This window comes from Enterococcus sp. NPDC086594, assembly GCF_044746145.1.
Taxonomy (GTDB): Bacteria; Bacillota; Bacilli; order Lactobacillales; family Enterococcaceae; genus Enterococcus_D; species Enterococcus_D entomosocium.
This window is the reverse complement of the sequence record NZ_JBIVBP010000015.1, coordinates 52,807-78,398: the sequence shown is the minus strand read 5'-3', so window position 1 is coordinate 78,398 and position 25,592 is coordinate 52,807. Positions and strand designations below refer to the sequence as shown.

Sequence of the window (25,592 nt, the reverse complement as noted above, 5' to 3'; positions counted from 1 at the left end):
TTGTGTTTTCAGCCAGTGAGAAGACCTGAAAATATGATACAATAGTAAAAAACGAGGAGGAAATTGTTTGAAGGGACAAATCATCAAAGCGCTAAGCGGATTTTATTATGTGGCATCAGAAGATGAAATCTTTCAAACCCGCGCTCGAGGAAATTTTCGAAATCGAAAAATCACTCCTTTGGTTGGGGATGAAGTGATTTTTGAAAGCAGCAATCAAACAGACGGCTATCTTTTAGAGATCTTGCCGCGGAAAAATGAGCTGGTTCGACCGCCAGTCGCAAATGTGGATCAAGGAGTGGTCGTGACAAGTCTAGTTGAGCCGAATTTCTCCTATAATCTATTGGATCGCTTTTTAGTGACCTTAGAGTATGAGGGGATCGAACCGATCATCTTTTTGACAAAAGCGGATCTTGTGAAAGATCTTGCCGCAATGAAAGCAATTGAGGAGACCTATCAAGCAATTGGCTACCACGTGATCACGTCAAAAGCAGAAGGCGAAGATCTATTGGAACTTCAACGGTACTTCCCTGAGCGGATCACCGTTTTTATGGGGCAATCTGGTGCTGGAAAGTCTACGCTATTGAATCGAATCGTCCCGGAATTGGCATTGGAAACAGGAGTGATCTCAGAATCTCTCGGACGGGGGAAACATACGACCCGTCATGTGGAGCTCTTGCCGATTTGTGATGGATTGGTTGCCGATACACCAGGATTTAGTTCGATCGATTTTCTGGAAATCGAAGCAGTAGAGTTACCAAAGCTCTTCCCTGATTTTTTAGCAGTAGCTTCCAACTGCCGCTTTAGGGAGTGTATGCACCTCAATGAACCTGATTGTGCAGTGAAACAGGGAGTTGCAGCAAATGAGATTGCTGAAACTCGTTACAAAAACTACGTGCAATTTTTAGAAGAGATTGAAAACCGACGTCCGGTTTATAAAAAGAAGAAAAAGTGAGGGAAAAGCATGATGAAACTAGCACCATCTATTTTAAGTGCCGATTTTGCAAATCTTCAAAGAGACATTGAGCTGGTAGAGCGCCATGGCGCAGATTACATTCACGTAGACGTGATGGACGGTCATTTCGTTCCTAATATTACCTTAGGCCCAAACATCGTTAAAGCGATTCGCCCAGTTACCAAGCTGCCGTTGGATGTTCATCTAATGATCACCGAGCCAGAAAAGTATATCCATGCCTTCGCGGAAGCTGGAGCAGATATCATTGGTATCCACGCGGAAGCAACGCCTCATATCCATCGTGCGATCCAAATGATTGTGGCAGAAAATGTCAAAGCAGAAATCGTCATCAACCCAGGTACACCAGTTTCAGCCATTGAACATGTTTTATCTATGTGTGATCAAGTGTTAGTTATGACGGTCAATCCAGGGTTTGGTGGGCAATCCTTTATTGAAGAATCACTGGAAAAAATTGCGGCGTTGGCTGCTTTAAAAGAAGAAAAAGGCTACCATTATGATATCGAAGTAGATGGCGGGATCGTTCCTGAGACAGCCAAACGCTGCCTGGAAGCAGGCGCAAATGTCTTTGTAGCAGGAAGCTATATTTACGATGCCGATGAACCTGCGGCGCAAATCAGAGCATTGAAAGAAGCTTTGCAATAAATGAAGATTTTGTTAGCGGCAGGTGGAAGTCCTGAAAATTGGCCACAGTTGATGGCGTATGATAAATACATTGGAATTGATCGTGGGGCCCTGTTCTTGCTTCAGCACCAACGGCCAGTCGATCTGGCAATCGGTGATTTCGACTCCCTGACCGCAGCAGAACTGCAAGCGGTCAAACAACAAGTTAAGACAGTGATCCAAGCCCCTGCTGAAAAAGATGATACAGATACTCAATTGGCATTGGTTGAGACGTTGCGTCTTTATCCAGAAGCGCAAATCGACGTGATTGGTGCAACGGGGGGACGCCTTGACCATCTTTTAGCCAATCTATGGCTGCCCTTAGAAGATCGGTTTCGTCCATTTGCCCCAAATCTGCGTTTTTTAGATCGTCAAAATGTCGTTCAGTTCTTTTTACCAGGCACCTATCAATTGGAAAAAGAACCCGGGATGCAGTATTTGGCGTATTGCTGTTTGACGCCGGTAACAGATTTGACGTTAACAGGTAGCAAGTATTTATTAGAAAACGTCCAAGTACCGTACCCAACTTCTTATGCCAGCAATGAATTTCTGACACAAACAGCAGGTTTTTCCTTTAGCAGCGGGATGATAGCAGTCATTCAAAGTTGTGATTAAGAGACGGAACGTCTCTTTTTTTTGTTGAAAATTTCAGAAACTTAATTACAAAAAAAACATTAAGACGGACAACTTAGCTTTTGTTTGCAGGGTATTAATGGTAAAATTGGAACTACAGTTTGGAATTATTTGAGGTGTCTTTGTGAAAAAGTTTAATCCTAATAAAAATATTATCATCACATTGATTATTGTGATTTTAGTTGTCACCGTATTAAGCGTGACGATCGCCCGCCGAGCAGCGGGAAACTCCACCAATGCCGTGCAATCTACGGTCAATGACTCCGTTGGCTTTATCGATAAAATGATTACCGCTCCTTTTCGTTGGATCGAAAATGGTGCCAATTCAGTCAAAAATTTGTTTGTGACCTATGAAGAAAATGAACGTTTAAAAGAGAAATTGGACAGTTTTGAGGAACTGGAACAAGCGAAGGACAATGCGCAAAGAGAAATCGATGCCTTGAAAGAAGAGCTAGAGCTGAATGCAACCTTGACGAATTATGAACGGATCTCCGCCAATGTCATCAATCGGTCACCTGATACTTGGCAAGATATGCTGATCGTGGACCGCGGCTCAAGAGATGGTGTTGAGGTCAACATGGCAGTTATGTCGCAAAAAGGCTTGATTGGTCGTGTCATTGAGGTCAATGCAGCTTCTTCTAAAATTGAACTTTTGACTTCTGAAAACCAGAATTCCAACCACTATCCGGTTCGGATCAGCGGCGAAGATGGGTCAAACTTTGGGATCCTAAGTAGTTACGATCAAAAAGAACGTTCCTTAGTCATTACCCAATTGACGGGGGACAATGAGCTGAAGGAAGGCGATGTCGTGCAGACCTCTGGATTAGGAGGAAACTCGCCCGCCGACTTAGCGATCGGAACAGTGATCCGTACCACCAAAGATGAGTTTGGTCTTGATACCCAAGTATTTGTAAAACCGTATGCCCAAATGTATGATATTCAAGCAGTAACGATTATCAAACGCTTGGCAGGTGAGGAATAGCCATGAAAAAGCATGACTACATCAAATACCTGGCAGCGGGCGTCTTCTTTTTGATGATGTTGGCAGATGGACAACTGACGCGTTTTTTGGAAAAATGGACCCAAGACAATTATATCGCCAGTGCGCATCTTTTATTGATCGCTCTTTTATGTGGCGCGAAGTATTTGCCGAAAAACTTTTTGATTACCACGGCGCTGGTGATCGGCTGTCTCTATGACGTGTATTATGTCGGTGTGATCGGCATCTACACGGTGGCGTTTCCCTTGATCGTATGGATCATGTATATTTTGAAAAATACGCTTTATCAAAATGTATTTACCATGTTTTTCGGAATGATCATCTTTGTTACAAGCTTAGAAGTTGTGACATTGGGGGTTCAATTGCTGTTTAAGATCGCATCAGTTAGCACGTCATTCTTTGTTTCCCGCTTTCTAGCACCAACGCTTTTATTGAACATCCTTTTGTTTATCCTTTTAGTCATTCCATTCATGAAGCTATTCAAAGACGAATAGCTTCATTTTTTTTGCGTTTGACTGTATAAAAATAACAGCGATTGAAATGTTTTTGTAATATTCCTTTTATCTCTCTGACATACGGCTGTGTTACAATCACACTATCGTGAAGGACTTTAGGTATTCTTAAGCATTTATACATAAAAAAACCATATTAGGGGAAGCAACAGCCGGAGGAATGAAGAGTGAAAAAGCGAATTTTATCTTTATTGTTAGTAAGTTCAATTGTTCTTACTTCTGCAGCAGCACCGACACTTGTCTTTGCATCAGATTTTGACAATAAAATTGAAGAAAAAAATCAAGAGATCTCTGACTTGCAAAACCAGCAAGCGAGCATCCAGTCACAAGTAGCAGCACTTGAAAGCGACGTGACTGCAATCAATGAAAAAGCCCAAACTTTGTTGCAACAACAAGGGGATTTGCGTGCGGATTCTGAAAAGTTGAAGCAAGAAATTGCCGATTTGAAAGTCAGAATCGAAAAGCGTGAAGAAGCGATCCAAAAACAAGCTCGTGATGTTCAAGTCAATGGACAAAGCACGAACTTTATTGATGCAGTATTAGAAGCTGACTCTTTAACAGATGCTATTGGCCGTGTGCAAGCAATGACGACGATCGTCAATGCTAACAAAGATCTTGTGGATCAACAAAAAGCAGACCAAGAAGAAGTTGAAGCGAAAAAAGCGGAAAACGACGATAAATTGGCAGAGATCGCAGCGAACCAATTTGAATTAGAAACACAATTAGGGGATCTACAAGCCAAACAAGCTGATTTGAATGTTTTGCAAGCGGAATTGGCTGTTCAACAAGCATCTAAAGAAGATGAAAAAGCTGATTTAGAAAAACAAAAAGAAGAATACGAAGCAGAACAAGCTCGCATCGCTGCAGAAGAAGCGGCGGCAGCAGCAGCTCGTGAACAAGCAGCACAAGAAGCAGCGGCTCAAGAAGCGGCAGCAGCTGAAGCAGCTACTCAGGAAGCAGCAGCAAGCGAATCTTCAACGTCGAATTCAACGACATCAAGCGCCACAACAAATTCTAGTACGACGACTGATACTACGCAAGGCAGTTCATCACAAGGCAGCGGTTCAGCAAATACGACCCCATCGACACCTGCCAATAATAACAACCAAGGATCAAATAATAGCAGCAACGGTTCAAGCAGTACTCCTGCACCCGCACAAACGGTCAATGGTTCAGCAATCGTAGCAGAAGCAATGAAATACATTGGTACCCCTTATGTTTGGGGTGGTACGACACCAGACGGCTTTGACTGTTCTGGCTTTACACAATATGTATTTGCTAAAGTTGGGATCTCATTACCACGGGTAACTTACGCACAAGAATTTTCCGGTACGGTAATTTCGATCAACGAAGCAAAAGCCGGTGACTTGTTATTCTGGGGTAGCCGCGGAAGCACACACCACGTGGCGATCGCTATGGGTAACGGACAATACGTTCATGCACCAACACCTGGTCAAAATGTTTCTGTCAGCAGTTACTCTTATTACTCACCAGATTTCGCGGTGCGCGTAAACTAAATCAATTGAAGCTATTTCAAAAGCTGGCGTTTTACGTCAGCTTTTTTTGATTTCTGTTTTAAAAAACGTATGCTTTTTTTGTTTTCAGTCTTGCCAGAACATCTTATAATAGAAAAGAGAAAGGAAGCGGATAAAATGAACAAGACCTCGTCTTCCAGAGAAAAAATGATAACGGTTAAGTTTTATACGAATTATCTTTCTCGCATGATGATGCCGAATCTAAGTATTTTTATTGCATGGATGCTGATTTCATTCCTGCTGCCTTTGTTTTCAGTCGATCAACAAGTGATCCAGCAAATGGAACAAGGGGTCTTGACTGTGTTGCTGCCCCTCATGATTGCTTATACAGGTGGGCAAATGTTGGCACCTGAGCGAGGTGGGGTCGTAGGAGCAGTGGCGGTCTTAGGGGCTATTCTCGCAACGGATATTCCCCAAGTCTTTGGGGCGATGCTACTGGGTCCACTGGCAGGCTGGCTGTTGTATCGCAGTGATTCGTTCGTGAGTAAGGTCAAAAGTGGCTATGAGATGCTGGTGCGCAATTTTATTGCAGGTGCGCTTGGCGGACTCCTTTTTTTAGGTAGTTATTTCCTATTGGCGCCGCTTTTTAATTGGTTCAGTCTCGGCAGCTATCAGCTCGTGGATTATTTCGTTCGGCAAAATGTCTTGCCCTTTATTCATATCATTGTAGAACCATTGAAAGTTTTGTTTTTTAATAATATTGTCAACCATGGACTATTTACGCCGCTAGGAATCGAAGCCGCGGCAGTTAACGGTCAGTCGGTTTTATTTTTGATCGAGGCCAACCCCGGTCCGGGATTAGGGGTCTTAGTGGCGTATCTTTTCTTTGGTTCAAAGCGAAACCGAACGAATGCCGCAGCATCCATTTTTGTGCAGGCCATTGGCGGGATTCATGAAGTGTATTTCCCGTTTGTTCTGCTCGATCCTTGGGTGTTGCTCGGTCCGATCGTTGGTGGTTTCAGCGGTACACTGATCTTCCAATTTTTAGGAGTAGGCTTGAGAGCACCGGCGTCCCCGGGCTCGATTTTGGCGATTTTGCTCAATACACCGGCTTCTATGATCCTAGGTGTCTTAGCTGGGATTGTCGTCAGTACGGTCGTATCGTTTGCAATTGCTAGTGTGCTATTAAAACGGAAGACCAATACAGAAAATGAGGAGCGTAAGATGCCGAAAATGAAGAAAGTGACGGAGATCGTCGTGGCTTGTGACGCAGGGATGGGGTCCAGTGCAATCGGTGCCAGCATACTAAAGAAAGAGTTAGAAGAAGCCCAGCTAACGTTTCCTGTCCGCTATCAGTCGATTTATCGTGTGACGGATGATCCCAAGCTGTTAGTGATCACCCAACGGGAATTAGCAGCTATTGCCCAAAAGCAGACACCACACGCACAGCATTATGTGCTAGATAATTTTTTGGCGGCAGATGAGTATGCTCCGCTGATCCAAGAATTACAAAGAAGAGAACAGGATCCGCAAAAATCGTTACAAATCGAAGCAGCAAATTCGCTAGGGTTTTCAACGATCATCTTTTTGTATACTGGAAAAAAACGCGGTTCACAAACGATGGCAGTGGAGATACTAAGAAAAATGGCCCGCCAACAAGCGCTGTCTTTGACCATCAAAAAAATGGCATATGAAGGACAAACTCTTGATCCTACGGCAGTCTATATCCTCCCGAAAGAACTTGCAAAAAAGTGCCCGATCCCAGATGTTTCTTTACTGGTGGTGGATGATTTATTGACGACAGATGCGTATCGTCAGTTACTGACAGAAGGAGTCGACTATGTTTTTGACCAATCGTGAAACACTTTTATTAACGGAATTGATGAATAGTACCGGTCCGGTTTCTTTAGATCGCATGATGCAAGTCTTAAAAGTCAGTAAACGAACGGTGTACCGTGAACTGGCTAATCTAGAAAAATCCCTGGAAACAGTAGGTGCTACCTTAGAGAAGGTCGGTCGTGGTCATTTCCAAATTTTTGCATCAGAAACGAGCATTCGCCAATTACAAGAAGCCATTATGGCAGATACCGATCAAGAATTCGCGGCTAGTGAGCGGCAACACCGTATTTTGTTGCAACTGACTACCGCCACGAAGCCTGTATCCAGTCATTTTTTCTTGGAGCGTTACCAAATCAGCAATACGACGTTTTTTTCAGACATCAAACAGCTTGAAGAGAGTCTCGCACGGCTGCCGTTAAGGATCGTGCGCAATCAAGGGTATGAGATCGAAGGCTCCGAAAAGTATCGGCGGTTGATCACAGCCAATACACTAGTGATGGAGATCAATGAATACCAATTTTTCCATTTACTGGAAACCGATGATGAAGCCCCGTTTATTTTTCAATTTCTGTCCCGCGACCATCTATTGCTAGCCCAGCGGTTGATTCGGGAAACCATCGAACCCCAATTCAAGGAACTTAGTGACCGCAAATTAGCCTTTATCGTCTTGATGCTGGCGCTAGCCATGGATCGGGTAGCTTTGGGCTATACGGTGGAAGAAGAGACGTACCCGAGTCAGATCAACAAAGACTTGCTGAAGGTGGCGAAAAAGATTTTTGCTCAGATCGCCGAAAAGACCAAACTGCTTTATTCCATCAACGAAATCGTCTTTTTTGCCGTGTTACTAGGTGATTTTGCCAATTCCTTTGATCGTGATTTTTTTGATGACAATTTTGATACCGACTTGGCTTATCGTGTAAAACGCTTGATCGAATTGGTCAGTGAGCAAACGGAAGTGGCGTTTTATGAAGACACGAACTTATATAAAATGCTGCTGACCCATATCTCAGGAGTGATGACGCGGGCGATTTTAGAAGAAGATCATTTGAACAACCCTATCCTAGAAAAAATCATGAACCAGTATGTCGAAATCGCCAGCGGGATTCGTAATCATCTGCCGCAGGTCTTTCCGCAGCAGCAGTTCTCGGAAGAAGAAATCGCCTATATGGTCCTACATTTTGCCAATTCGTTGGAAAAAAATCCGAAAGTGTTAGAAGTCAATATTGCAGGAATCTCTCCTAGCGGATTAGCCTCCATCAGTTTGTTAGAGATGCAGCTGCGGAAACATTTTCCCTTTATCAATCAAATCACCTTCTTTCGAGTGGGGGATGTCAAACGGGAAAATATCGAGGAGACCTATGACTTGGTGATCTCGACTTCATTGCTGCCAGGGTATCAAGGAGAGTACAAACTCGTTTCACCGATCCTGCTGGAAGAAGATATTCAAGAGTTGAAGAAGGCCTTCCAAGCCATTAGTCAGAAAAAACGTTCCGCCAAAAAAGCGCCCTCTGCTTTAGTCAAAGAGGAATCCTATGAAGCGGTCTTGGCTTTTATCGAAGCTATTAACCAGCTATTGGCGCTGTTTCAAGTGCAGGCGATTGATAACCCAGCGGACTTGGAAGAAACGTTGCAGCTGGTGCTGACGTCTTTTGATACACATGTTGTTTTGGATCGTGAGAAAGTTGTTGATCGTCTCTTACGGCGCTACTTCCAAGCGCCAGTGGGCATTCCTGACACCCACTTTGCCTTGTTTCACGCGGCGAGTTCGGCGATCCTGCAACCTGTTTTTCGTATTTTCGATTTGAAACAGCCGCTGCCACTTCTTGCGATGGATAAAAAAGAGATCGCTGTTACCCGTTTATTAGTCATGCTGGCGCCCTATCCTATCAATGAAACAAGCTCTCAGATGTTAGGGAAGATCAGTGGTTCGATCATTATGAATGATCTAAATACGGAGATTTTTAATTCCGGCAATGATTCGATTATTTATCAGTTACTCTCTTCGCTCTTGATTGAAGAAGTAAAACAATAGGAGGGATCAGCGATGTATATTCCACAGGAGCGGATTTTGTTGGATCAACACTTTACCGATGCCACAGAGGCTCTGACAAAAATTGGCGAGTACTTAGTCAACCAGGAGATCGTCTCTTTACCTTATGTCAAAAGCCTTTTGCGGCGTCATCAAAAAACAGGTGTTTACATCGGTAACTTTGTTGCACTGCCCCATGGGGAAGAAGAAGCCCAGCAATGGATCAAGGAAGAAGGGCTCTTTTTGATCCAAGTGCCGGATGGCGTCGACTTCGGCACGAAGGAACAACCCAAAATCGCTACGATCCTTTTCGTAGTCGTCCTAAAAGAGCAGCAATTAGCTGTTTTGCAAGAAATCGCCTTTTTTTGTTCCGATATGCAAAATGTTCGGGCGCTGAGTGATGCCGAATCGGTTGAAGAGATCCAACAGATTTTGCTGGCAGAAGAATAAGCGGTCAGCAGCAGACTGGCTTGTAACAAGAGAAGCGAACGAAATGAGTGAATGAGCTGCCTCCGTGTGCTCGCTCTTTCTACCTTGTGTAGAAGGAGCGGGTACACGTTTTTTTTTTTGCGTTTTGGCAAAAAAAAATAAAAATGCTTCACGTGAAACATAACAAAAAGCCAGTGAGTGCAGGGGTTACTCCCGTTTTTTTGCTCTATCCGTTTGGCTACAAGTTTTGGCACAGTTTTTTGTGCCAAAGTACGACTTTCGACCGTTTTGGGAAGCGCCTACAATAAGGGTGTAAGCAGACGAGAGGAGAGAAAAAAATGGAACAGACACAAAAAGCAGCCAAATCATCAGTAAAAGCAAAAGTTCAAAAATTAGGCAGTACGTTGTCGAGTATGGTGATGCCAAATATCGGCGCATTGATTGCATGGGGTGTATTAACGGCATTATTTATTCCAGATGGGTATCTACCAAATGAAGCCTTTGCAACGATGGTCGGTCCAATGCTAACGTATTTGATCCCAATCTTGATCGGGTATACTGGCGGGAAAGTGATTGCTGGTGACCGCGGAGCCGTGGTTGGGGCGATCGCAACGATGGGGGTCATCGTCGGAACGGATATCCCAATGCTCTTGGGTGCAATGATCATGGGTCCTTTAGGCGGTTGGGTCATCAAGAAATTTGACGAGATCTTCCAAGACAAAGTTCGCGCTGGCTTTGAAATGTTGGTCAACAACTTTTCATCAGGTTTGATCGGCTTTGCCTTAGCATTACTGGGCTTTGTAGCAATCGGGCCAGTTGTTAATACCTTGACAGAAGCAATGGCAGCAGGGGTAGAAGTGATCGTCAATGCCCATTTGATTCCATTAGCCAATATCTTTATTGAACCAGCAAAAATCTTATTCTTAAACAATGCCATCAACCATGGAATTTTGACACCACTAGGTACTGAGCAAGTCAGCGAATTTGGGAAATCAATTCTTTACTTATTAGAAGCCAATCCTGGACCTGGTTTAGGAGTCTTGCTAGCCTTCACTTTCTTCGGAAAAGGAGCAGCGAAATCTTCGGCACCTGGAGCGATCATCATTCACTTTATCGGTGGGATCCATGAGATCTACTTCCCATACGTCATGATGAAACCATTGATGTTCTTAGCAGTGATTGCCGGCGGTGTATCAGGAAGCTTTACCTTCCAATTGTTAGGTGCAGGCTTACGAGCACCTGCTTCCCCAGGTTCGATCATTGCGATCTTAGCAATGACGCCATTCAACTCGGTGATGAGTGTCGTTTCTGTCTTAGCCGGAATTGCCGTAGGAGCAGGCGTGTCCTTTATCGTCGCTGCCGCAATTTTGAAAGCGGATGCGAAGGATACAGTGGATAATTTTGAAGAAAAAGTACAACAAACGCAAGCAGCAAAACTCAGCGCCAAAGGTTTGGCGGCTCAACCAATGACTGGCATCAATCGCATCATCTTCGCATGTGATGCAGGCATGGGCTCCAGTGCTATGGGGGCATCGATCTTACGTAAAAAAGTCAAAGAAGCGGGTCTTCCACAAAATGTTTCGAATTCCGCCATCAACAATTTGACGGACGATGCCAATACGCTGATCGTTACTCAAGAAGAGTTGCAAGAACGTGCCAAACAAAAAGCGCCAAATGCGACCTTCGTCGCGGTTGAGAATTTCCTGAACTCTCCACGTTACGATGAAATCGTAGCTACATTGTCAGGGACTAAGACAGCGGGGGAGTCAGAAAAAAAGTCTGAAGTAGGCAACCAGGCAGATGTTCCTTCCGCCAATGACCTTAAGCAAGTCAGTGAAATCATTTTGGCCCACGATGACCGCAAAGGTTCGGCAACGATGGCTCAGAAAGTCTTCCAAGATCTTTTAGCCAAAGAAGCTCTGACGATGCCGATCAGAAAAAGCCATATCAATGATCTCCATGCCAACGCCTCTTCACTGGTGATCACAAAAGAAGCCTTAACGCCGCAAGCGCAAACCTCAGCGCCAGAAGCGATCCATCTATCCGTTAATAATCTGATGGGAACGACGAACTATCAACGGATCGTGGCATCGATCAAAGCAGCGAATTAAGAAAGGATGAGCCGAATGCAAGTATTAGAAAAAGACATGATTGAATTGAACAAACAATTTGCGACCAAAGAAGAAGCCATTCGTTACTGCGGCGAAAAACTGCTGGCGGCAGGCTGTGTGGAAAAAGAATACGTCGAAGCCATGCTTGAGCGTGACGAGATGCTCTCAGTCTATATGGGGAACTTTATTGCGATTCCTCACGGTACGGATGAAGCCAAAAAATACGTCAAAAAATCAGGTATCTGTATCGTGCAAGTGCCTGATGGCGTGAATTTCGGTACCGCGGACGAAGAAAAAATCGTCACCGTTCTTTTCGGCATCGCGGGCAAAGGGGAAGATCATCTGCAATTGGTCCAACAAATCGCCCTCTTTTGCAGTGATATCGATAACGTCGTCGAATTGGCGGATGCGTTGGATAAAGAAGAAATCGCCCAAAGTTTGACCGTAGCATAAGGATTTAAGGAGGAGACAAGACATGAAGGCAGTTCACTTTGGTGCAGGTAATATTGGTCGCGGCTTTATCGGCGAGATATTGGCTGCCAACAACTTTGAAATCACATTTATTGATGTCAATGAAACGATCATTGACGCCTTAAAAGCAAGACAAGGGTATACCATCGAATTAGCCGATGAGACCCAAGAACAGATCCACATCGAGCATGTGACAGGATTGAACAATGCCAAAGAACCAGAAGCGGTGATCCAAGCGATCGCCGAGGCAGACATCCTTACGACCGCCATTGGTCCCAACATTTTGCCGCATATCGCTGAGCTGATCGCCAAAGGCTTAGAAGCACGTCAGCAACACCCAGACAAGCCAGCCATTGATGTGATCGCCTGTGAGAATATGATCGGCGGATCGACCTTTTTAAAAAGCGAAGTGCAAAAATACGTTGCGGATTGGTCAGCGTTGGAAGCGACGGTTGGTTTTCCAGATGCAGCGGTGGATCGCATCGTACCGCTGCAGCACCATGAAGATCCCTTATTCGTTCAAGTAGAACCCTTCTGCGAATGGGTGATCCAAGAGTCTGGGATGAAATCCTCGATCCATCTGCAAGGGGTCCATTATGTGGCGGATCTGGAACCGTATATTGAACGGAAATTATTCAGTGTCAATACGGGTCATGCCACGGTAGCGTACACAGGCGCCCTCCAAGGCTATCAGACGATCGATGAAGCGATGCAGGATCATTTAGTGGTGATCCAATTAAAATCCGTTCTCGAAGAAACTGGCCGCCTTTTAATTGAGAAATGGGCCTTTGATCCTGAAGAACATGAACGGTATATCGAAAAAATCATCCAACGCTTTAAAAACAAGCACATTTCCGATGCCATCACTCGGGTGGCACGGACACCTGTCCGCAAATTAGGGACCGAAGAACGCTTTATCCGACCAGTCCTTGAGTTAGAAAAACGCAACATGCAGCCAGATCATCTCTATGAAACGATCGGCATGATCTTCAATTACAAAGACCCTGAAGATGAGCAAAGCCAACAGTTACAAGCACTTTTGGATGAAAAATCACTACCGGAAGTCATTGCAGAAATCACTGGCTTGCGTGATGAAGACATGATTGAAACGATCCGACAAAACATTGAAAAATATGCGTATGTTGCCGCATAAAAACGAGTAACACACAGAACAAGCAGATAAATTGCCGCATCCGTAAAAGCTAGCCCAACAAGTGAGCTTTTGCGGATAGGTCAATTTCTTTCAGCGCTTGTTCTGTATTTTTTTGCTCACCGATTGACCTTTGCTGCCAACTTGACGATAATAAGAAAAGAAATGAGGGAGAGCAATGGAACGATGGTTTGAAGAAGCCCAGCTTCAAGTAATTGAGTTGCCGATCGAATGGCAGGAAAACCGTCCCGTCTATCGGGCCTTTATCCGTGAATTGCCGACGATCCAAGGGGAAGGAACTTCGCGGCAAGCTGTTTATCGGCAGTTGGCAGAAGCCTACGCGGCTTACCTTGCCCAACTTCGAGAGGTCAATGAGGCGCAGGAAGAAATGACGTCTTCCTTATTATCGACGGAAGAATTATTGCGCTACTATGATGGCGAGACCTTCGATGGTTTTGAGTTGCCCTCTGACGAGTAACAGGAAACGAGCCATGAACTAAAAACTGAAAAGCTACGCAAGAAAAAACCGCTCAGCTGCAGCTCGATCGATACGAAGGATCAAACGCTGCAACTGGCGGCTTTTTTTCTCTAAGAAACCAAGTCTTATTCGTGGTTAGTTCAATGCCTCGGTAATGGCTTGATTGAAGGCATCTAAGTCATCTGGGTTTCGGCTGGTGATCAACCGATAGGTTTCGTCGATCACGACGGGCTCATCTTTGACGGTGGCACCTGCGTAGGCTAAATCTGGTCGCACAGAATCATAAGCCGTCAAGGTCAAATCTTTCGTCAGTCCTGTTTGGATAAACAGTTGTGGGCCGTGGCAAATGGCAAAGACGGGACGATCAGATGTCAAAAAGTCTTTCGTCAATGACACATAGCGCTCATCGGTCCGTAATTGGTCAGGGGAGAAACCGCCTGGGATCAACAAAGCATCAAAACTGGCGGGATCGATCGTATCGATGGCCGCATCAACGGGAAACGTTCCACCTTGTTTGCCTTTTACGGTCTCGGCGCCTTCATTACTAATAACGACTACTTCATGTCCGGCCGCTTCCAGTGCTTCTTTTGGTGACGTCAACTCAACATCTTCAACTAGATCAGTGACAATAACAGCAACTTTACTCATTCGATCTCCTCCTTATTACTTGATGAACAATTTGTTCACCTGCTATTATTTATGCTAACGAAGATTTTCGCTGTTGACAAATCATCTGTTTGTCTGCAGCTTGAAAAAGAAAGAAGGCAACGCCATGGCAACGATCCAACTATTTATCTCTGATACCCCCCTTTGCTTTGAAAAAGCGGAATTCACTTTTATGGAAGAAACATTTGTCATCGAGAAACAGCAACTATTTGAAAAAGTCGATGCGGTGATGCATCAAGAGGTATCCTCGTCCTTGGTTTCATTGGTAGAAAAAGCCCTTTTGACGCTAGAAGCGATCGGGGAAGAAGAGGATTATTTCGACCTGCTTTATTTGACCTATGAGAATACCCGGCGTTCCCTCAGCGGACAGCAATTACTCGCACAGCCTTTTCCAGCTGTAGAGGCAGCCTTGCAGCCGGTCTTTGATGAGTTGGCAGAACCGATCGTAGAAAAGTTTTATGAAGAGCTGACCAATCAATTAGAAGAAATCACCGATGATGAGCTGTTTAGTTCCTACTATCTGGATGATGAGCAAGCGGTGATTCAAATCGATGCCCCGATCCAACATGAAGAAGTAATCGCATTGCCCGCCCTTTTACGGGATTACCATGGCACGTTGCACCTGACCTTTGAAAAGTTTTATGAATACCTTGTGTAGCGGCGGCAACTGTCGTCGTTATTTTTTGTGAAAACAGTTACATGTTTAGTTTTTTTTAAATCCTGCGACAGAAGCCTCGGGAATCTTGACCCTTTTGTCAGAAACGATTATAAAGGTAAGAAGAGGCTGAAGGAACCGAGACTGCCGATGGGCAGAATCGGGTAAGAAAAGGATGAGAATCATGCGAAAAGTCCCGCCTATTTTAAAACCAATTGCACTTTTAACGATATCAACTATCATTGCCACTGCTACCGGCGTGGTGAATTCAGGCAGTTACCGCCAACCAAGTCGTGCGACGGAAACGACAGAAACGACCGAACAAGCACCAAGTGAAAGCACACCGTCTTCGATGACAGAAGACAGTCAAAATCAAACACCTGCTAGCACGGACTCACAACCGACGAACGATGACCAGCAGACCACACCGTCATCCAGCAGTGAAGTAGTAACACCAGAAACGACCCCGTCTTCTTCGGTGCCTGCAGAAACGACGCCATCAAGCGATGCCAATGTTTCACCGGCACCATCGGAAAACAATCAGGAAACACCTTCTTCAAGTGAAGAGACCACGCCAGATCCACAAGGGATCATGGATGAGAATCAAGGAAATGAGTAGGTGAGAAAATGACGCTTATTTTAGATTTAATCAACGGCATCCACAAATTTTTGGGCTATCTTGACATCAGTCCCAAATACTTGAATCGCGCCTATACCATCCTCAGTATTATTCCAACGGCGTATATTTTGCGGATCGTCTATGGAATGTTTGCGAACCAAAACTATTTTCAAGCGATCCTTTATACGATCGGCTTTTTGGTCTTAGTCTATTTTTGGGTACTGAATATCTTCTATTATTTCTTGAATAAAAACATGAAGTTCGATGTCACTCAGACCTTTGTCAAAGTCTTGCCGGATGAAGTCTTCAATATTGAAGGGGAAACTATCAGCACCACCGACATTGATCGTTTGACGACTGAAAAAGCGGTGATCGATTTTGAAGAAGACTATCAGCTGGTATTGGCGAATCATTTGCAGACCTTGATTGCTCAAGAAGAATTGGCGATCAAACCGTCATCCAACGGCTTTACGATTCCGAAAAATACCTTGTACCCTTACTATTTTGTCAAACAGCAAGGGAAAAACGAGTACGTATTGCAGATCGGGACCAGCTACACGGAGATGACGAAAGTTGGCACGATTCAATGGACCGGCAAGCAACCTTTAGAGCCAGTGGGCTTATTTATCACTGGCGGTGATTTTGTCAAAAACGATGTCAAATACCACGAACCATACAGTTTAAAATTGTATGTCAAAAAAGAGGTCTCCGAAGAAGAACCGCAGACCTCAAGACAGGCGTATCGACGACAAGCACGCAAATAAGAAAAGCAGTCCCGATCAGAGTTTCCTCTGGGGGGACTGCTTTTTTAATTTGTTGTTATTCGATCGGAATGTTTTTTGCAGGTGCGTCTTTGTAGCTAGCTTTCGGTAAAGTCAGGGTCAAAACGCCGTCTTCAAACACTGCTTTGATGGACTCGTCATCAATGTCTGTGATGGTGAAGGTCCGTTGATAGGCACTGCTGGAGCGTTCTTTGCGCAAATAATGTCCGAAATCATCCTCGGTTTCAGTGGTTTCTGTTTGAGCAGCTGAAATCGTCAGCGTGTTGTTGACGTAACTGACGCGGATGTTTTCTTTCTTGATGCCGGGTAAATCTGCTTGAACGAGATACTTGTCTTCGTATTCTTTAATGTCCGTGTTCATTTGTCGTTCTTGCCAAAAACTGTTCATTAATTTGCCTAATAGTTCTTCGCCGCCTGCTAAATCTCTTGGAATCAAATTTGCCATGTGGTTCCCCCGCTTTCTTTTATCCATTGAGTTGGTACCTCTATTTTACGAGGAACCAAGCCAAAGGGCAACCAAAATGGCAACAATCATAAAAACAAGAGAAATCACTCAACTATCTTATAAGAATCTGCTATGATAGAACTAAATAACTATCAGATGATTGGATGAATGAAGATGGAGATTATTGAAAAAGCGCCAGCTAAGATCAACCTCGGTCTCGATGTGTTAGAGAAAAGAACAGACGGCTACCATGAGTTGGAAATGGTGATGTCTAGTGTTGATCTAGCCGACCGTCTGATAATGGAAGAGATAGCAGAAGATAAGATCATTGTAGAAACCAACAAAGCTTTTTTACCAATCGATAAACGCAATAATGTCTATCAGGCCGCCAGTATTTTAAAAAAACGCTATGGTATCAAAAAAGGCATTCGTATTCGCATCACCAAGAATATCCCGGTGGCAGCTGGGTTAGGTGGTGGCAGTACGGATTGTGCGGCAGCGCTGCGGGGGATGGTTCGCCTTTGGGACTTGGATCTCTCCATGGCAGAGCTGATCGATATTGGTATGGAAGTTGGCACTGATGTTCCCTATTGTCTGTATGGGACCACTGCTCATATTGCAGGAAAAGGGGAGCTGGTGACGCCGCTGCGGCCGATGCCGCAATGTTGGGTCATCTTAGTCAAACCTCGTCTGAGTGTTTCAACGGGGAAAATCTTTCAAGAAGTTGAGCTGGACCAACTGCACCATCCAGATATCGCAGCATTGTCTGCCGCCGTCTTAGCCGAAGATTACCCAGCAATGATCGCTGCCATGGGCAATAGCCTAGAAGCCATCACGATCCCGAAGTATCCGATCGTCCAACAGATCAAAGATCGCATGATGAAATACGGCGCAGATGTTGCCTTGATGACCGGCAGCGGACCGACTGTCTTTGCTCTTTGTCAAAAATATTCGCGGGCACAACGGGTCTATAATGCCTTAAAAGGATTCTGCGATGAGGTTTATCTTGTACGTACATTGAAATGAATGAGTCAAGGACACAGGCAGGAAGTGCCTGTGTTTTTTCGTTCCTTCGATAAAAATCAGTCATATAGCGAAGAAAAAGGCAGCTGAGGTAGGGAGGAAGCATCTAGAAGCTGCCCTACACAAAAGTCCCCGACGAAAAAAAGACGTCGGGGTCGGATTCTTTACCTAAAGCAAAGGCTATTCTTTTTGGTGCTGCTTCTTTGCGGATTTTTTCTTTTTGTCTTCTTCATACAATGGTTTGTCGATCGTTTTGCGGATTTCTTCGGTTTGCTGCGATGCAGGATCTTCCGGTAAATCGATTCGATTCAGCAGTTCGCTGTTGTTTACAGTTGGCGGCACAGTTACAAATTCGTTCATCTTCGTTTCCTCCAAGTGCTTTTAGATGATTATCCTACTTACTCTCTAATTTTTCAAGTTATCACAAAGGAATCGCATGGCCAACGGTGTAAAATAAGACGATGTTCCCGAGAGAAGAATCCGCTTCAAATGAACGTTTTCTCCTATGTTTTCCGATTTATCTCGAAATAAAAGTTTTAAATCGTAAAACGTACGATTTGTCTTGACGAACCGGAAATCATTTGATAGAGTAACTTTTGCTAACAAAACGGAGTTGTTCCGTTTTAAAATAAAAAGATGAGCCAGCAAATGGAAGGGGAAATCCCGATGAAAAAAATCTTACTTACTACAGCACTCCTTTTAGGGGGCGTGCTTCTTGGCGCTTGTGGGCAGCAAGAAGCGACAAGTCAATCGAGTGACGCAGAAAAGCTGTCGATCGTCACGACCTTTTACCCAATGTACGAATTTACGAAAGAAGTCGCAGGTGAGGCAGCGGATGTCTCCTTGCTGATCCCTGCAGGAACAGAACCTCATGACTATGAGCCAAGTGCCAAAGATATGACCAAAATTATGGATGCAGATGCCTTTGTCTACAATAGTCCTGAGCTAGAAACTTGGGTTGCTAGTTTGACGGATTCCGTCGATCCTGAGCAAACAGCAGTGATTGAAGCGGCCAAAAACATTCAGTTGGTGGAAGGCACAGAGGAAGAGCATGGTCACGAGGACGAAGACAGCCATGAAGGCCATGATCATATGTATGACCCTCATGTTTGGACCGACCCAGTCTTAGCGATCCAAGAAGTAGAAACGATCCGCGATGACCTGATTGCGAAGTTTCCTGAGCAAAAGGCAACCTTCACGGAAAATGCGGCTGCCTATATCGAAAAACTTTCTGCGCTAGATGAAGCCTATCAAGCGGCGTTAAAGGATGCGACTCAACGGACCTTCGTCACACAACATGCAGCTTTCGGTTATTTGGCACGGCAGTATGATTTAGTCGAAGAATCGATTTCGGGCATTTCACCCGATCAAGAACCAACGCCAAGTCGGTTGGCTGAGCTGAAAGAATATGTGGAAGAAAAACAAGTCAAAGTTATCTATTTTGAAGAAAATGCCTCATCGAAGGTGGCTGAGACCTTAGCCTCTGAAACGGGCGTGGAGTTAGCGGTCTTGAATCCATTAGAAAGCTTGACGCAAGAGCAGATGGATAACGGCGAAACATACCTGTCTGTAATGGAAGACAATTTGGCAGCATTACAAAAAAGTATTCACTAAGGAGGCGCCTGCGTGCGTTATATCGATGTAAAAGATTTGACCTTTTATTATGATGATGAGCCCGTCTTGGAAGACATTTCTTACTTTGTTGAAGACGGCGAATTCGTGATTTTGACCGGCGAAAATGGGGCGGCAAAATCTACTTTGATCAAAGCAACCCTTGGTTTGTTGAAACCTTCTAAAGGTGCAGTCACCTTGGCGACCAAGAATGCAGCTGGTGAAAAATTAAGCATCGGCTACATTCCTCAGCAGATTGCTTCCTTTAACGTCGGGTTCCCCAGCACCGTTTTGGAATTGGTCCAATCAGGCCGCTACCCAAGAGATCGTTGGTTCAAGCGACTGACGAAACGAGACCATGAACATGTCCGCCGTGCATTAGATGCCGTCGGGATGTGGGACGTGCGTCATAAACGGATCGGTGAGTTGTCCGGTGGCCAAAAACAGCGGATCAGCTTGGCACGGGTCTTTGCCACGGATCCTGATTTATTTATTTTAGATGAACCGACTACGGGGATGGATGAACAATCCCGCAATCTGTTTTATGAACTGCTGCGGCACAATGCTCATGACCACGGCAAGTCGATTTTGATGATCACTCATGATCACGAAGATATCAAAGAATATGCGGACCGTCAGATCCGTTTAGTGCGGAAGGAGGATTCACCATGGCGCTGCTTTCATATGAATTCATGAGAAGAGCTTTTCTTGCGGCGATTTTTATTGCTGGTATCGCACCAATGCTAGGGGTCTTTCTTGTGATTCGACGACAGTCATTGATGGCTGATACGCTGTCCCATGTCTCTTTAGCAGGGGTGGCACTAGGCTTCTTTCTAAATCTAAATCCGAGTTTGACGACGCTATTGATCGTAGTCATTGCCGCAATCATTTTGGAATACTTGCGAACACTGTACCGCAGTTATTCAGAGATTTCGATCGCCATTTTGATGTCCGGCGGTTTAGCGTTAGCCCTCGTCTTGATGAACCTTAGCGGTGGAAACTCCGCAACGAGTATCCAATCGTATTTGTTTGGGTCGATCGTTACGATCACACAAGAGCAAGTTTGGATCTTAGGCTTTTTGTTTTTAGTCGTTTTTGCTTTATTTTTCTTATTCAAACGGCCCATGTACATTTTGACCTTTGATGAAGATACCGCTCATGTCGATGGCTTGCCTGTGCGAGTGATGTCGATGCTCTTTAATGTCTTGACGGGGGTGGCAATCGCCATGATGATCCCGATTGCGGGTGCATTGCTGATCTCTGCGATCATGGTTTTACCAGCTGCCATCAGTATGCGTTTAGGCAAAAGCTTCAACGCGGTGATTTTGATCAGTGTCGTGATCGGCATGATTGGGATGATGTCTGGTTTGACCAGTTCCTTTTATTTGGACACACCACCGGGAGCGACGATTACGCTGGTTTTTATCGCTCTTTTCTTAGTAATCAATTTGATCAAACGCATCGTGATCCTCGTGCAACGAAAACAACGCCTCAAATAAAGGGCTTTATGAAAAAGAAACGAAGAATTTTCGTTTCTTTTTTTTAAACTCTAATCAAAACCGAACGATATAAGCAATATTTCAGATAATGCTCGCATTTATCCCGAAAAAGCCTTATAATAAGGCGAATAAACTAAAGGAGTTGTCCGGTGTGAAAATACGTCGAAGTGAACGACTGATCGATATGACACATTACTTGTTGAATCATCCCCATGAATTGATTTCATTGTCCTTCTTTTCTAAACGATATGCCTCTGCAAAATCATCGATTAGCGAAGATTTATCTATTATCAAAAAGACCTTTAAAGAACGAGGAACAGGCATTCTTGATACCGTGCCAGGCGCTGCTGGCGGTGTTTTTTTTGTGCCTGAAATTTCTGAAGAAGAAGCATATGCGTACGTTGAAGGGCTGGCAAAACGCTTGTCTGAGCAAGACCGTTTGTTGCCTGGCGGCTATGTCTATCTATCTGACTTATTGGGCGAACCGGAATTGCTGCGCCAAGTCGGCCGCATCATCGCTTCCAAATATTTAGGCGAACAAATCGATGCGGTGATGACCGTTGCTACTAAAGGAGTTCCGATTGCTCAAGCAGTCTCTTACTACTTGAATGTTCCCTTCGTGATCGTGCGTCGTGATTCCAAGATCACTGAAGGCTCGACCGTGAGTGTCAATTATGTCTCTGGTTCTTCAGAGCGGATCGAAAAAATGGAATTATCCAAACGCAGCTTAAAGCGCGGCTCTAGAGTATTGGTGGTCGATGACTTTATGAAAGGCGGCGGCACGGTCAATGGAATGAAGAGCTTGATTGAAGAATTTGAGGCCGAATTAGTCGGTATTACGGTTTTTGCCGAAACGAAATTCAAAGGCAAGCGGGCCATCAGCGATTACAGCTCTCTGCTGTATGTTGAAGATGTCGATACCCAGACCAAAACGATCTCGGTAGTACCGGGAAATTATTTTGAGAAAAAAGCCTGATTTTTGTGGCTCTTAGACTGGCGCAAGCAGCTGTTTTTCGAACGGCGGCTGCCAGTCTTTTTTTGATTGGTCTAGGTGGGGATTCCTTAAATCGTTGAAATTTACAAGTACTTGGGCTAAACTGTTTATAGGAAATTCAATGAACAAAAATCGTTCAGATTGATAGGAGTGGAATACGTGGACGCACGTTTTGCAATAATTTTAGCGGCTGGAAAAGGCACGCGCATGAAATCGAAGTTATATAAAGTGTTACATCCGGTTTGCGGTAAGCCAATGGTGGAGCACATCATGAACCGAGTGGTGGAAACAAATCCTGAAGAGATCGTGACGATCGTTGGTCACGGGGCGGAAATGGTCAAGGAGCAACTGGGGGATCGCACCAATTACGCCTTACAAGCCGAACAATTAGGTACCGGTCACGCTGTCGTTCAAGCCGAATCATTTTTAAAGGGCAAAAAAGGCACGACCTTAGTAATTAGTGGGGATACGCCGTTATTGACGACGGAAACCTTGAATAACTTGTTCGATTACCATCAAGGGAAAAATGCATCGGCAACGATCTTGACGGCACAAGCGGCAGACCCAACGGGCTATGGCCGGATCGTACGGGATCATGTCGGCATCGTGGAAAAAATCGTCGAGCAAAAAGATGCGTCGACCGAAGAAGCACTGATCCAAGAAATCAATACAGGCACGTATTGCTTTGACAATGAATTGTTATTTGACGCCTTGGCAAAATTAGATACGGACAATGCTCAAGGGGAGTACTACTTGACTGATATTATCGAGATCTTAAAGGAAGACGGCAAAATCATCGCTGCTTATCAAACCGAAGATTTCCATGAATCTTTAGGAGTCAACGACCGCATCGCCTTAGCCGAAGCCAATCGCTTGATGCGCCAGCGGATCAACCGTCAACACATGCAAAACGGCGTGACCTTGATCGACCCGGCGACGACTTATATCGACGAAGGCGTTGTGATTGGTTCAGATACCTTGATCGAAGCCGGTGTGATCATCAAAGGGCAGACGACGATCGGAGAAGACTGTGTCATTACGGCAGCTTCTGAAATTGAAGACAGCAAGATCGGCAACCAAGTGACGATCAAGGCATCGACGATCGAGGAGAGCATCATTCATGATGGCGCCGATGTCGGTCCCAATGCCCACCTTCGCCCCAATGCGGAAATTTTGGCCCATGCCCATATCGGTAACTTTGTGGAAATCAAAAATGCGACGATTGGTGAAGGCACCAAAGTCGGACACTTGTCCTATGTCGGTGATGCAACCTTAGGCAAAAACATCAACGTCGGCTGCGGTGTAGTCTTTGTTAATTATGACGGCAAGAGCAAATTTAAAACGACTGTCGGGGACAATTGCTTTATCGGCTCCGGGTCTAATCTGGTTGCACCCTTGACCATCGAAGAGGAAACGATGATCGCTGCTGGCTCAACGATCACCAAAGATGTTCCTAAACACAGTATGGCGATTGCCCGCGCCCGTCAGGAAAATAAAGCGGATTACGCGAAAAAGTTACCTTATCTAAATTAGAAATAGCGAAATGACTTGATTTCTTAAGGAAAAATGACTACTATTTATTAGGAAGAAGATTCTAGTAAAAAGGAGTCATTTTTTTCTAGATGAACGCAAAGAAAGTGGAGGTTCTCATGTCAAATCATTATTTTGATCCAAGATTGAAGATTTTTTCTCTGAACTCAAATCGTCCTTTGGCGGAAAAAATCGCAGCTGCAGTAGGTGTTGAATTAGGTAAGTGTTCAGTCAAACAATTTAGCGATGGTGAAATCCAAGTGAATATTGAAGAAAGTATTCGTGGTGCCCACGTCTACGTGATTCAATCAACCAGCAGCCCTGTAAACGATAACCTAATGGAATTGCTGATCATGATCGATGCTTTGAAGCGCGCCAGTGCGAAGACGATCAATGTAGTAATGCCTTATTATGGTTATGCAAGACAAGACCGCAAAGCGCGATCAAGAGAACCAATCACCGCAAAACTTGTAGCAAACATGATCGAAAAAGCCGGTGCGAACCGTATGGTTACACTGGATTTGCATGCTTCACAGATTCAAGGGTTCTTTGATATCCCAGTTGACCACTTGATGGGTGCACCATTGATCGCCAACTACTTCTTGGAAAGAGGCATTCAAGGCGATGACGTCGTAGTCGTTTCACCAGACCACGGTGGCGTGACTCGTGCCCGCAAATTAGCTGAGTTTCTTAAGTCACCAATCGCGATCATCGACAAACGTCGTCCGAAAGCCAACGTAGCGGAAGTCATGAATATCATTGGTCATGTTGAAGGCAAAACTTGTGTCTTGATCGACGATATGATCGATACTGCTGGTACCATCACATTGGCTGCGAATGCGTTGAAACAAGCAGGTGCCAAAAGTGTTTACGCCTCATGTACTCACCCTGTCTTGTCAGGACCTGCCTTGGAACGAATCGAAGATTCGGCCATTGAGCATCTAGTTGTGACAGATTCGATTTACTTGCCAGAAGACCGTAAGTCGAAAAAAATCGATGAGATTAGTGTTGGTGCCTTGATGGGCGAAGCGATCAAACGAATCCATGAGAACAAACCAGTAAGTCCACTGTTTGAATCAAAATTATCAATTTAATCGTGCCTCATAAGCATGAGAACAACAGCCAATGGTCGGTCTTTAACCGCTCATTGGTTGTTTTTTTCTGAGGAGTTTCAGGATGTTTTTAGAAAAAACGATCGCAGTCATGTTTCTTTTCACCAATTTATGGTATTCTTGAAAGTGACTTGCGAAACGCAAGCACAAAATAAAATAGAATCTAATCACAAAGGGGAGTCTGCAAAGGCTGAGAATGAGAGTACTCTAAACCCTTCGTACCTGTTTCGATCATGCGAACGTAGGAATTGTGACGAGTTGAAGTGTCTAACACTTCTCCTTTGTGAATTGTGATGATTCTAAAGGAGGAGTTTTTTTTGAAACGAAAAATGTCGCTGCAAGTGTGGACGGAAGGAACGATGATTGCTGCTATCGGGGTCGTCTTGTCGTATATCCCGATCCAGACAGCCAATTCCAGTATCGACTTGTCTCTAGGGCTCGTGCCCTTGGTCTTGTATTCGTATCGTCGCGGGGTGCTGCCGGGAATGACGGCGGGATTTATGTGGGGCTTGCTGAATATTTTGATTGGTAGCGCCATGCGTAACTTTATCACCGTTCCACAGATCATCTTTGAATATCCCTTTGCCTTTGCTTTTGGCGGGATGGGCGGCTTGTTTGCTAATAAAATCCAGCAAGCGATCCGTCAAAACAGCAAAACCGTTACGTGGTATGTCGTCTTAGGGGGCATCGTGGCGGTGATTAGCCGTTGGTTTTGGCATTATTGGGCAGGGGTTTTTGTCTGGGGAATGTACGCACCAGAAGGACAAAGTCCGTATCTGTATTCCTTGATCTTCAATGGAACATCGGTCATCATCAATATCGTTTATGTGGGCGTTGTATTAGGTCTCTTAGTTAAGGCAGCCCCGAAATTATTTGTGCCTAAAGCTTAGTTTTAG

27 protein-coding genes and 1 riboswitch are annotated in these 25,592 nt (G+C 44.7%); of the genes, 24 read left to right on the top strand and 3 right to left on the bottom strand.

Translation table 11 applies throughout. From position 1 onward, the window contains the following. Nucleotides 1–67 precede the first annotated feature (67 nt). From rsgA to ACIPK1_RS15610, 13 genes are all read left to right on the top strand, one after another. Nucleotides 68–952 (top strand): ribosome small subunit-dependent GTPase A, encoded by an 885-nt coding sequence (rsgA, locus tag ACIPK1_RS15670; RefSeq protein ID WP_005232946.1) that lies wholly within the window; start codon nucleotides 68–70, stop codon nucleotides 950–952. A 9-nt stretch (nucleotides 953–961) separates the two neighbouring features. Beyond that, nucleotides 962–1,615: a ribulose-phosphate 3-epimerase gene (rpe, locus tag ACIPK1_RS15665; protein WP_005232947.1), complete on the top strand. Its 654-nt coding sequence runs from the start codon at nucleotides 962–964 to the stop codon at nucleotides 1,613–1,615. Then, complete coding sequence (locus ACIPK1_RS15660; RefSeq protein ID WP_016621089.1) at nucleotides 1,616–2,248, top strand: thiamine diphosphokinase; 633 nt, start codon at nucleotides 1,616–1,618, stop codon at nucleotides 2,246–2,248. 142 nt (nucleotides 2,249–2,390) lie between these two features. Further along, nucleotides 2,391–3,248: a rod shape-determining protein MreC gene (gene mreC, locus ACIPK1_RS15655; RefSeq protein WP_005232949.1), complete on the top strand. Its 858-nt coding sequence runs from the start codon at nucleotides 2,391–2,393 to the stop codon at nucleotides 3,246–3,248. Nucleotides 3,249–3,250: 2 nt separating this feature from the next. Continuing rightward, nucleotides 3,251–3,760: a rod shape-determining protein MreD gene (gene mreD / locus ACIPK1_RS15650; protein WP_005232950.1), complete on the top strand. Its 510-nt coding sequence runs from the start codon at nucleotides 3,251–3,253 to the stop codon at nucleotides 3,758–3,760. 185 nt (nucleotides 3,761–3,945) lie between these two features. Further along, nucleotides 3,946–5,295 (top strand): NlpC/P60 family protein, encoded by a 1,350-nt coding sequence (locus tag ACIPK1_RS15645; protein ID WP_086298914.1) that lies wholly within the window; start codon nucleotides 3,946–3,948, stop codon nucleotides 5,293–5,295. Nucleotides 5,296–5,364: 69 nt separating this feature from the next. Then, complete coding sequence (locus ACIPK1_RS15640) at nucleotides 5,365–7,113, top strand: PTS sugar transporter (protein WP_194188622.1); 1,749 nt, start codon at nucleotides 5,365–5,367, stop codon at nucleotides 7,111–7,113. Next, nucleotides 7,094–9,124 carry a BglG family transcription antiterminator gene (locus tag ACIPK1_RS15635; RefSeq protein ID WP_016621092.1) on the top strand — a complete coding sequence of 677 codons (2,031 nt, stop codon included), beginning with the start codon at nucleotides 7,094–7,096 and terminating at the stop codon, nucleotides 9,122–9,124. Before ACIPK1_RS15640 ends, ACIPK1_RS15635 begins: the two co-directional genes overlap by 20 nt. A gap of 12 nt (nucleotides 9,125–9,136) precedes the next feature. Continuing rightward, nucleotides 9,137–9,571, top strand: a complete 435-nt coding sequence (locus ACIPK1_RS15630) for a PTS sugar transporter subunit IIA (protein WP_016612038.1) — start codon at nucleotides 9,137–9,139, stop codon at nucleotides 9,569–9,571. A gap of 317 nt (nucleotides 9,572–9,888) precedes the next feature. Further along, nucleotides 9,889–11,661 (top strand): PTS mannitol transporter subunit IICBA, encoded by a 1,773-nt coding sequence (locus ACIPK1_RS15625; protein ID WP_400451290.1) that lies wholly within the window; start codon nucleotides 9,889–9,891, stop codon nucleotides 11,659–11,661. Nucleotides 11,662–11,676: 15 nt separating this feature from the next. After that, on the top strand, nucleotides 11,677–12,114 hold the full coding sequence (locus ACIPK1_RS15620) for a PTS sugar transporter subunit IIA (RefSeq protein WP_005230254.1): 438 nt from the start codon (nucleotides 11,677–11,679) through the stop codon (nucleotides 12,112–12,114). 22 nt (nucleotides 12,115–12,136) lie between these two features. Continuing rightward, nucleotides 12,137–13,285 carry a mannitol-1-phosphate 5-dehydrogenase gene (locus tag ACIPK1_RS15615; protein WP_142437285.1) on the top strand — a complete coding sequence of 383 codons (1,149 nt, stop codon included), beginning with the start codon at nucleotides 12,137–12,139 and terminating at the stop codon, nucleotides 13,283–13,285. A gap of 175 nt (nucleotides 13,286–13,460) precedes the next feature. Next, nucleotides 13,461–13,760, top strand: a complete 300-nt coding sequence (locus ACIPK1_RS15610; protein WP_005232957.1) for a hypothetical protein — start codon at nucleotides 13,461–13,463, stop codon at nucleotides 13,758–13,760. 135 nt (nucleotides 13,761–13,895) lie between these two features. Here ACIPK1_RS15610 and ACIPK1_RS15605 read toward each other — a convergent pair whose 3' ends face one another. Then, nucleotides 13,896–14,408, bottom strand: a complete 513-nt coding sequence (locus ACIPK1_RS15605) for a type 1 glutamine amidotransferase domain-containing protein (protein ID WP_008381689.1) — start codon at nucleotides 14,406–14,408, stop codon at nucleotides 13,896–13,898. 124 nt (nucleotides 14,409–14,532) lie between these two features. Between ACIPK1_RS15605 and ACIPK1_RS15600 the strand changes: the two genes are divergently transcribed. From ACIPK1_RS15600 to ACIPK1_RS15590, 3 genes are all read left to right on the top strand, one after another. Then, entirely contained in the window at nucleotides 14,533–15,084 is a 552-nt protein-coding gene (locus ACIPK1_RS15600) for a hypothetical protein (protein ID WP_061053507.1), read from the top strand. Between the two features lie 181 nt (nucleotides 15,085–15,265). Next, nucleotides 15,266–15,700, top strand: a complete 435-nt coding sequence (locus ACIPK1_RS15595) for a hypothetical protein (RefSeq protein ID WP_034871951.1) — start codon at nucleotides 15,266–15,268, stop codon at nucleotides 15,698–15,700. A gap of 8 nt (nucleotides 15,701–15,708) precedes the next feature. Next, nucleotides 15,709–16,464 (top strand): DUF6681 family protein, encoded by a 756-nt coding sequence (locus tag ACIPK1_RS15590; RefSeq protein ID WP_086298910.1) that lies wholly within the window; start codon nucleotides 15,709–15,711, stop codon nucleotides 16,462–16,464. Between the two features lie 55 nt (nucleotides 16,465–16,519). Here ACIPK1_RS15590 and ACIPK1_RS15585 read toward each other — a convergent pair whose 3' ends face one another. Beyond that, nucleotides 16,520–16,927 carry an Hsp20/alpha crystallin family protein gene (locus ACIPK1_RS15585; RefSeq protein WP_034871953.1) on the bottom strand — a complete coding sequence of 136 codons (408 nt, stop codon included), beginning with the start codon at nucleotides 16,925–16,927 and terminating at the stop codon, nucleotides 16,520–16,522. A gap of 174 nt (nucleotides 16,928–17,101) precedes the next feature. Here ACIPK1_RS15585 and ispE point away from each other — a divergent pair, with 174 nt between their 5' ends. After that, nucleotides 17,102–17,953: a 4-(cytidine 5'-diphospho)-2-C-methyl-D-erythritol kinase gene (gene ispE, locus ACIPK1_RS15580; RefSeq protein WP_008381696.1), complete on the top strand. Its 852-nt coding sequence runs from the start codon at nucleotides 17,102–17,104 to the stop codon at nucleotides 17,951–17,953. Between the two features lie 177 nt (nucleotides 17,954–18,130). Here the strand turns inward: ispE and ACIPK1_RS15575 are convergent, their stop codons facing one another. Further along, nucleotides 18,131–18,310 (bottom strand): hypothetical protein, encoded by a 180-nt coding sequence (locus ACIPK1_RS15575; protein ID WP_005232965.1) that lies wholly within the window; start codon nucleotides 18,308–18,310, stop codon nucleotides 18,131–18,133. 306 nt (nucleotides 18,311–18,616) lie between these two features. On the opposite strand from ACIPK1_RS15575, the gene ACIPK1_RS15570 reads away from it, so the two are divergent. From ACIPK1_RS15570 to thiT, 7 genes are all read left to right on the top strand, one after another. Continuing rightward, complete coding sequence (locus ACIPK1_RS15570) at nucleotides 18,617–19,564, top strand: metal ABC transporter substrate-binding protein (protein WP_101699613.1); 948 nt, start codon at nucleotides 18,617–18,619, stop codon at nucleotides 19,562–19,564. 12 nt (nucleotides 19,565–19,576) lie between these two features. Continuing rightward, nucleotides 19,577–20,257 carry a metal ABC transporter ATP-binding protein gene (locus tag ACIPK1_RS15565; protein ID WP_005232967.1) on the top strand — a complete coding sequence of 227 codons (681 nt, stop codon included), beginning with the start codon at nucleotides 19,577–19,579 and terminating at the stop codon, nucleotides 20,255–20,257. Next, complete coding sequence (locus tag ACIPK1_RS15560; protein ID WP_005230272.1) at nucleotides 20,230–21,060, top strand: metal ABC transporter permease; 831 nt, start codon at nucleotides 20,230–20,232, stop codon at nucleotides 21,058–21,060. The genes ACIPK1_RS15565 and ACIPK1_RS15560 overlap by 28 nt, the downstream gene beginning before the upstream one ends. Before the next feature lie 151 nt (nucleotides 21,061–21,211). After that, on the top strand, nucleotides 21,212–22,036 hold the full coding sequence (gene purR / locus ACIPK1_RS15555) for a pur operon repressor (protein ID WP_008381701.1): 825 nt from the start codon (nucleotides 21,212–21,214) through the stop codon (nucleotides 22,034–22,036). A 177-nt stretch (nucleotides 22,037–22,213) separates the two neighbouring features. Beyond that, nucleotides 22,214–23,587, top strand: coding sequence for a bifunctional UDP-N-acetylglucosamine diphosphorylase/glucosamine-1-phosphate N-acetyltransferase GlmU (gene glmU, locus ACIPK1_RS15550; RefSeq protein ID WP_034871957.1), 1,374 nt, complete (start codon nucleotides 22,214–22,216; stop codon nucleotides 23,585–23,587). 116 nt (nucleotides 23,588–23,703) lie between these two features. Next, nucleotides 23,704–24,678: a ribose-phosphate diphosphokinase gene (locus tag ACIPK1_RS15545; protein WP_008381705.1), complete on the top strand. Its 975-nt coding sequence runs from the start codon at nucleotides 23,704–23,706 to the stop codon at nucleotides 24,676–24,678. Between the two features lie 181 nt (nucleotides 24,679–24,859). Further along, a riboswitch (TPP riboswitch) is annotated at nucleotides 24,860–24,961 on the top strand. Nucleotides 24,962–25,013: 52 nt separating this feature from the next. Continuing rightward, a complete protein-coding gene (gene thiT / locus ACIPK1_RS15540) occupies nucleotides 25,014–25,586 on the top strand; it encodes an energy-coupled thiamine transporter ThiT (RefSeq protein ID WP_008381706.1) in 573 nt (190 codons plus the stop codon). Nucleotides 25,587–25,592 lie beyond the last annotated feature (6 nt).

What these genes read in the sequence shown, in the direction of transcription:
- rpe (WP_005232947.1), top strand. Translation starts at nt 962, where the DNA reads ATGATGAAACTAGCACCATCTATTTTAAGTGCCGATTTTGCAAATCTT.
- ACIPK1_RS15660 (WP_016621089.1), top strand. Translation starts at nt 1,616, where the DNA reads ATGAAGATTTTGTTAGCGGCAGGTGGAAGTCCTGAAAATTGGCCACAG.
- mreD (WP_005232950.1), top strand. Translation starts at nt 3,251, where the DNA reads ATGAAAAAGCATGACTACATCAAATACCTGGCAGCGGGCGTCTTCTTT.
- ACIPK1_RS15640 (WP_194188622.1), top strand. Translation starts at nt 5,365, where the DNA reads ATGCTTTTTTTGTTTTCAGTCTTGCCAGAACATCTTATAATAGAAAAG.
- ACIPK1_RS15635 (WP_016621092.1), top strand. Translation starts at nt 7,094, where the DNA reads ATGTTTTTGACCAATCGTGAAACACTTTTATTAACGGAATTGATGAAT.
- ACIPK1_RS15630 (WP_016612038.1), top strand. Translation starts at nt 9,137, where the DNA reads ATGTATATTCCACAGGAGCGGATTTTGTTGGATCAACACTTTACCGAT.
- ACIPK1_RS15625 (WP_400451290.1), top strand. Translation starts at nt 9,889, where the DNA reads ATGGAACAGACACAAAAAGCAGCCAAATCATCAGTAAAAGCAAAAGTT.
- ACIPK1_RS15620 (WP_005230254.1), top strand. Translation starts at nt 11,677, where the DNA reads ATGCAAGTATTAGAAAAAGACATGATTGAATTGAACAAACAATTTGCG.
- ACIPK1_RS15615 (WP_142437285.1), top strand. Translation starts at nt 12,137, where the DNA reads ATGAAGGCAGTTCACTTTGGTGCAGGTAATATTGGTCGCGGCTTTATC.
- ACIPK1_RS15610 (WP_005232957.1), top strand. Translation starts at nt 13,461, where the DNA reads ATGGAACGATGGTTTGAAGAAGCCCAGCTTCAAGTAATTGAGTTGCCG.
- ACIPK1_RS15605 (WP_008381689.1), bottom strand. Translation starts at nt 14,408, where the DNA reads ATGAGTAAAGTTGCTGTTATTGTCACTGATCTAGTTGAAGATGTTGAG.
- ACIPK1_RS15600 (WP_061053507.1), top strand. Translation starts at nt 14,533, where the DNA reads ATGGCAACGATCCAACTATTTATCTCTGATACCCCCCTTTGCTTTGAA.
- ACIPK1_RS15595 (WP_034871951.1), top strand. Translation starts at nt 15,266, where the DNA reads ATGCGAAAAGTCCCGCCTATTTTAAAACCAATTGCACTTTTAACGATA.
- ACIPK1_RS15590 (WP_086298910.1), top strand. Translation starts at nt 15,709, where the DNA reads ATGACGCTTATTTTAGATTTAATCAACGGCATCCACAAATTTTTGGGC.
- ACIPK1_RS15585 (WP_034871953.1), bottom strand. Translation starts at nt 16,927, where the DNA reads ATGGCAAATTTGATTCCAAGAGATTTAGCAGGCGGCGAAGAACTATTA.
- ispE (WP_008381696.1), top strand. Translation starts at nt 17,102, where the DNA reads ATGGAGATTATTGAAAAAGCGCCAGCTAAGATCAACCTCGGTCTCGAT.
- ACIPK1_RS15575 (WP_005232965.1), bottom strand. Translation starts at nt 18,310, where the DNA reads ATGAACGAATTTGTAACTGTGCCGCCAACTGTAAACAACAGCGAACTG.
- ACIPK1_RS15570 (WP_101699613.1), top strand. Translation starts at nt 18,617, where the DNA reads ATGAAAAAAATCTTACTTACTACAGCACTCCTTTTAGGGGGCGTGCTT.
- ACIPK1_RS15560 (WP_005230272.1), top strand. Translation starts at nt 20,230, where the DNA reads ATGGCGCTGCTTTCATATGAATTCATGAGAAGAGCTTTTCTTGCGGCG.
- ACIPK1_RS15545 (WP_008381705.1), top strand. Translation starts at nt 23,704, where the DNA reads ATGTCAAATCATTATTTTGATCCAAGATTGAAGATTTTTTCTCTGAAC.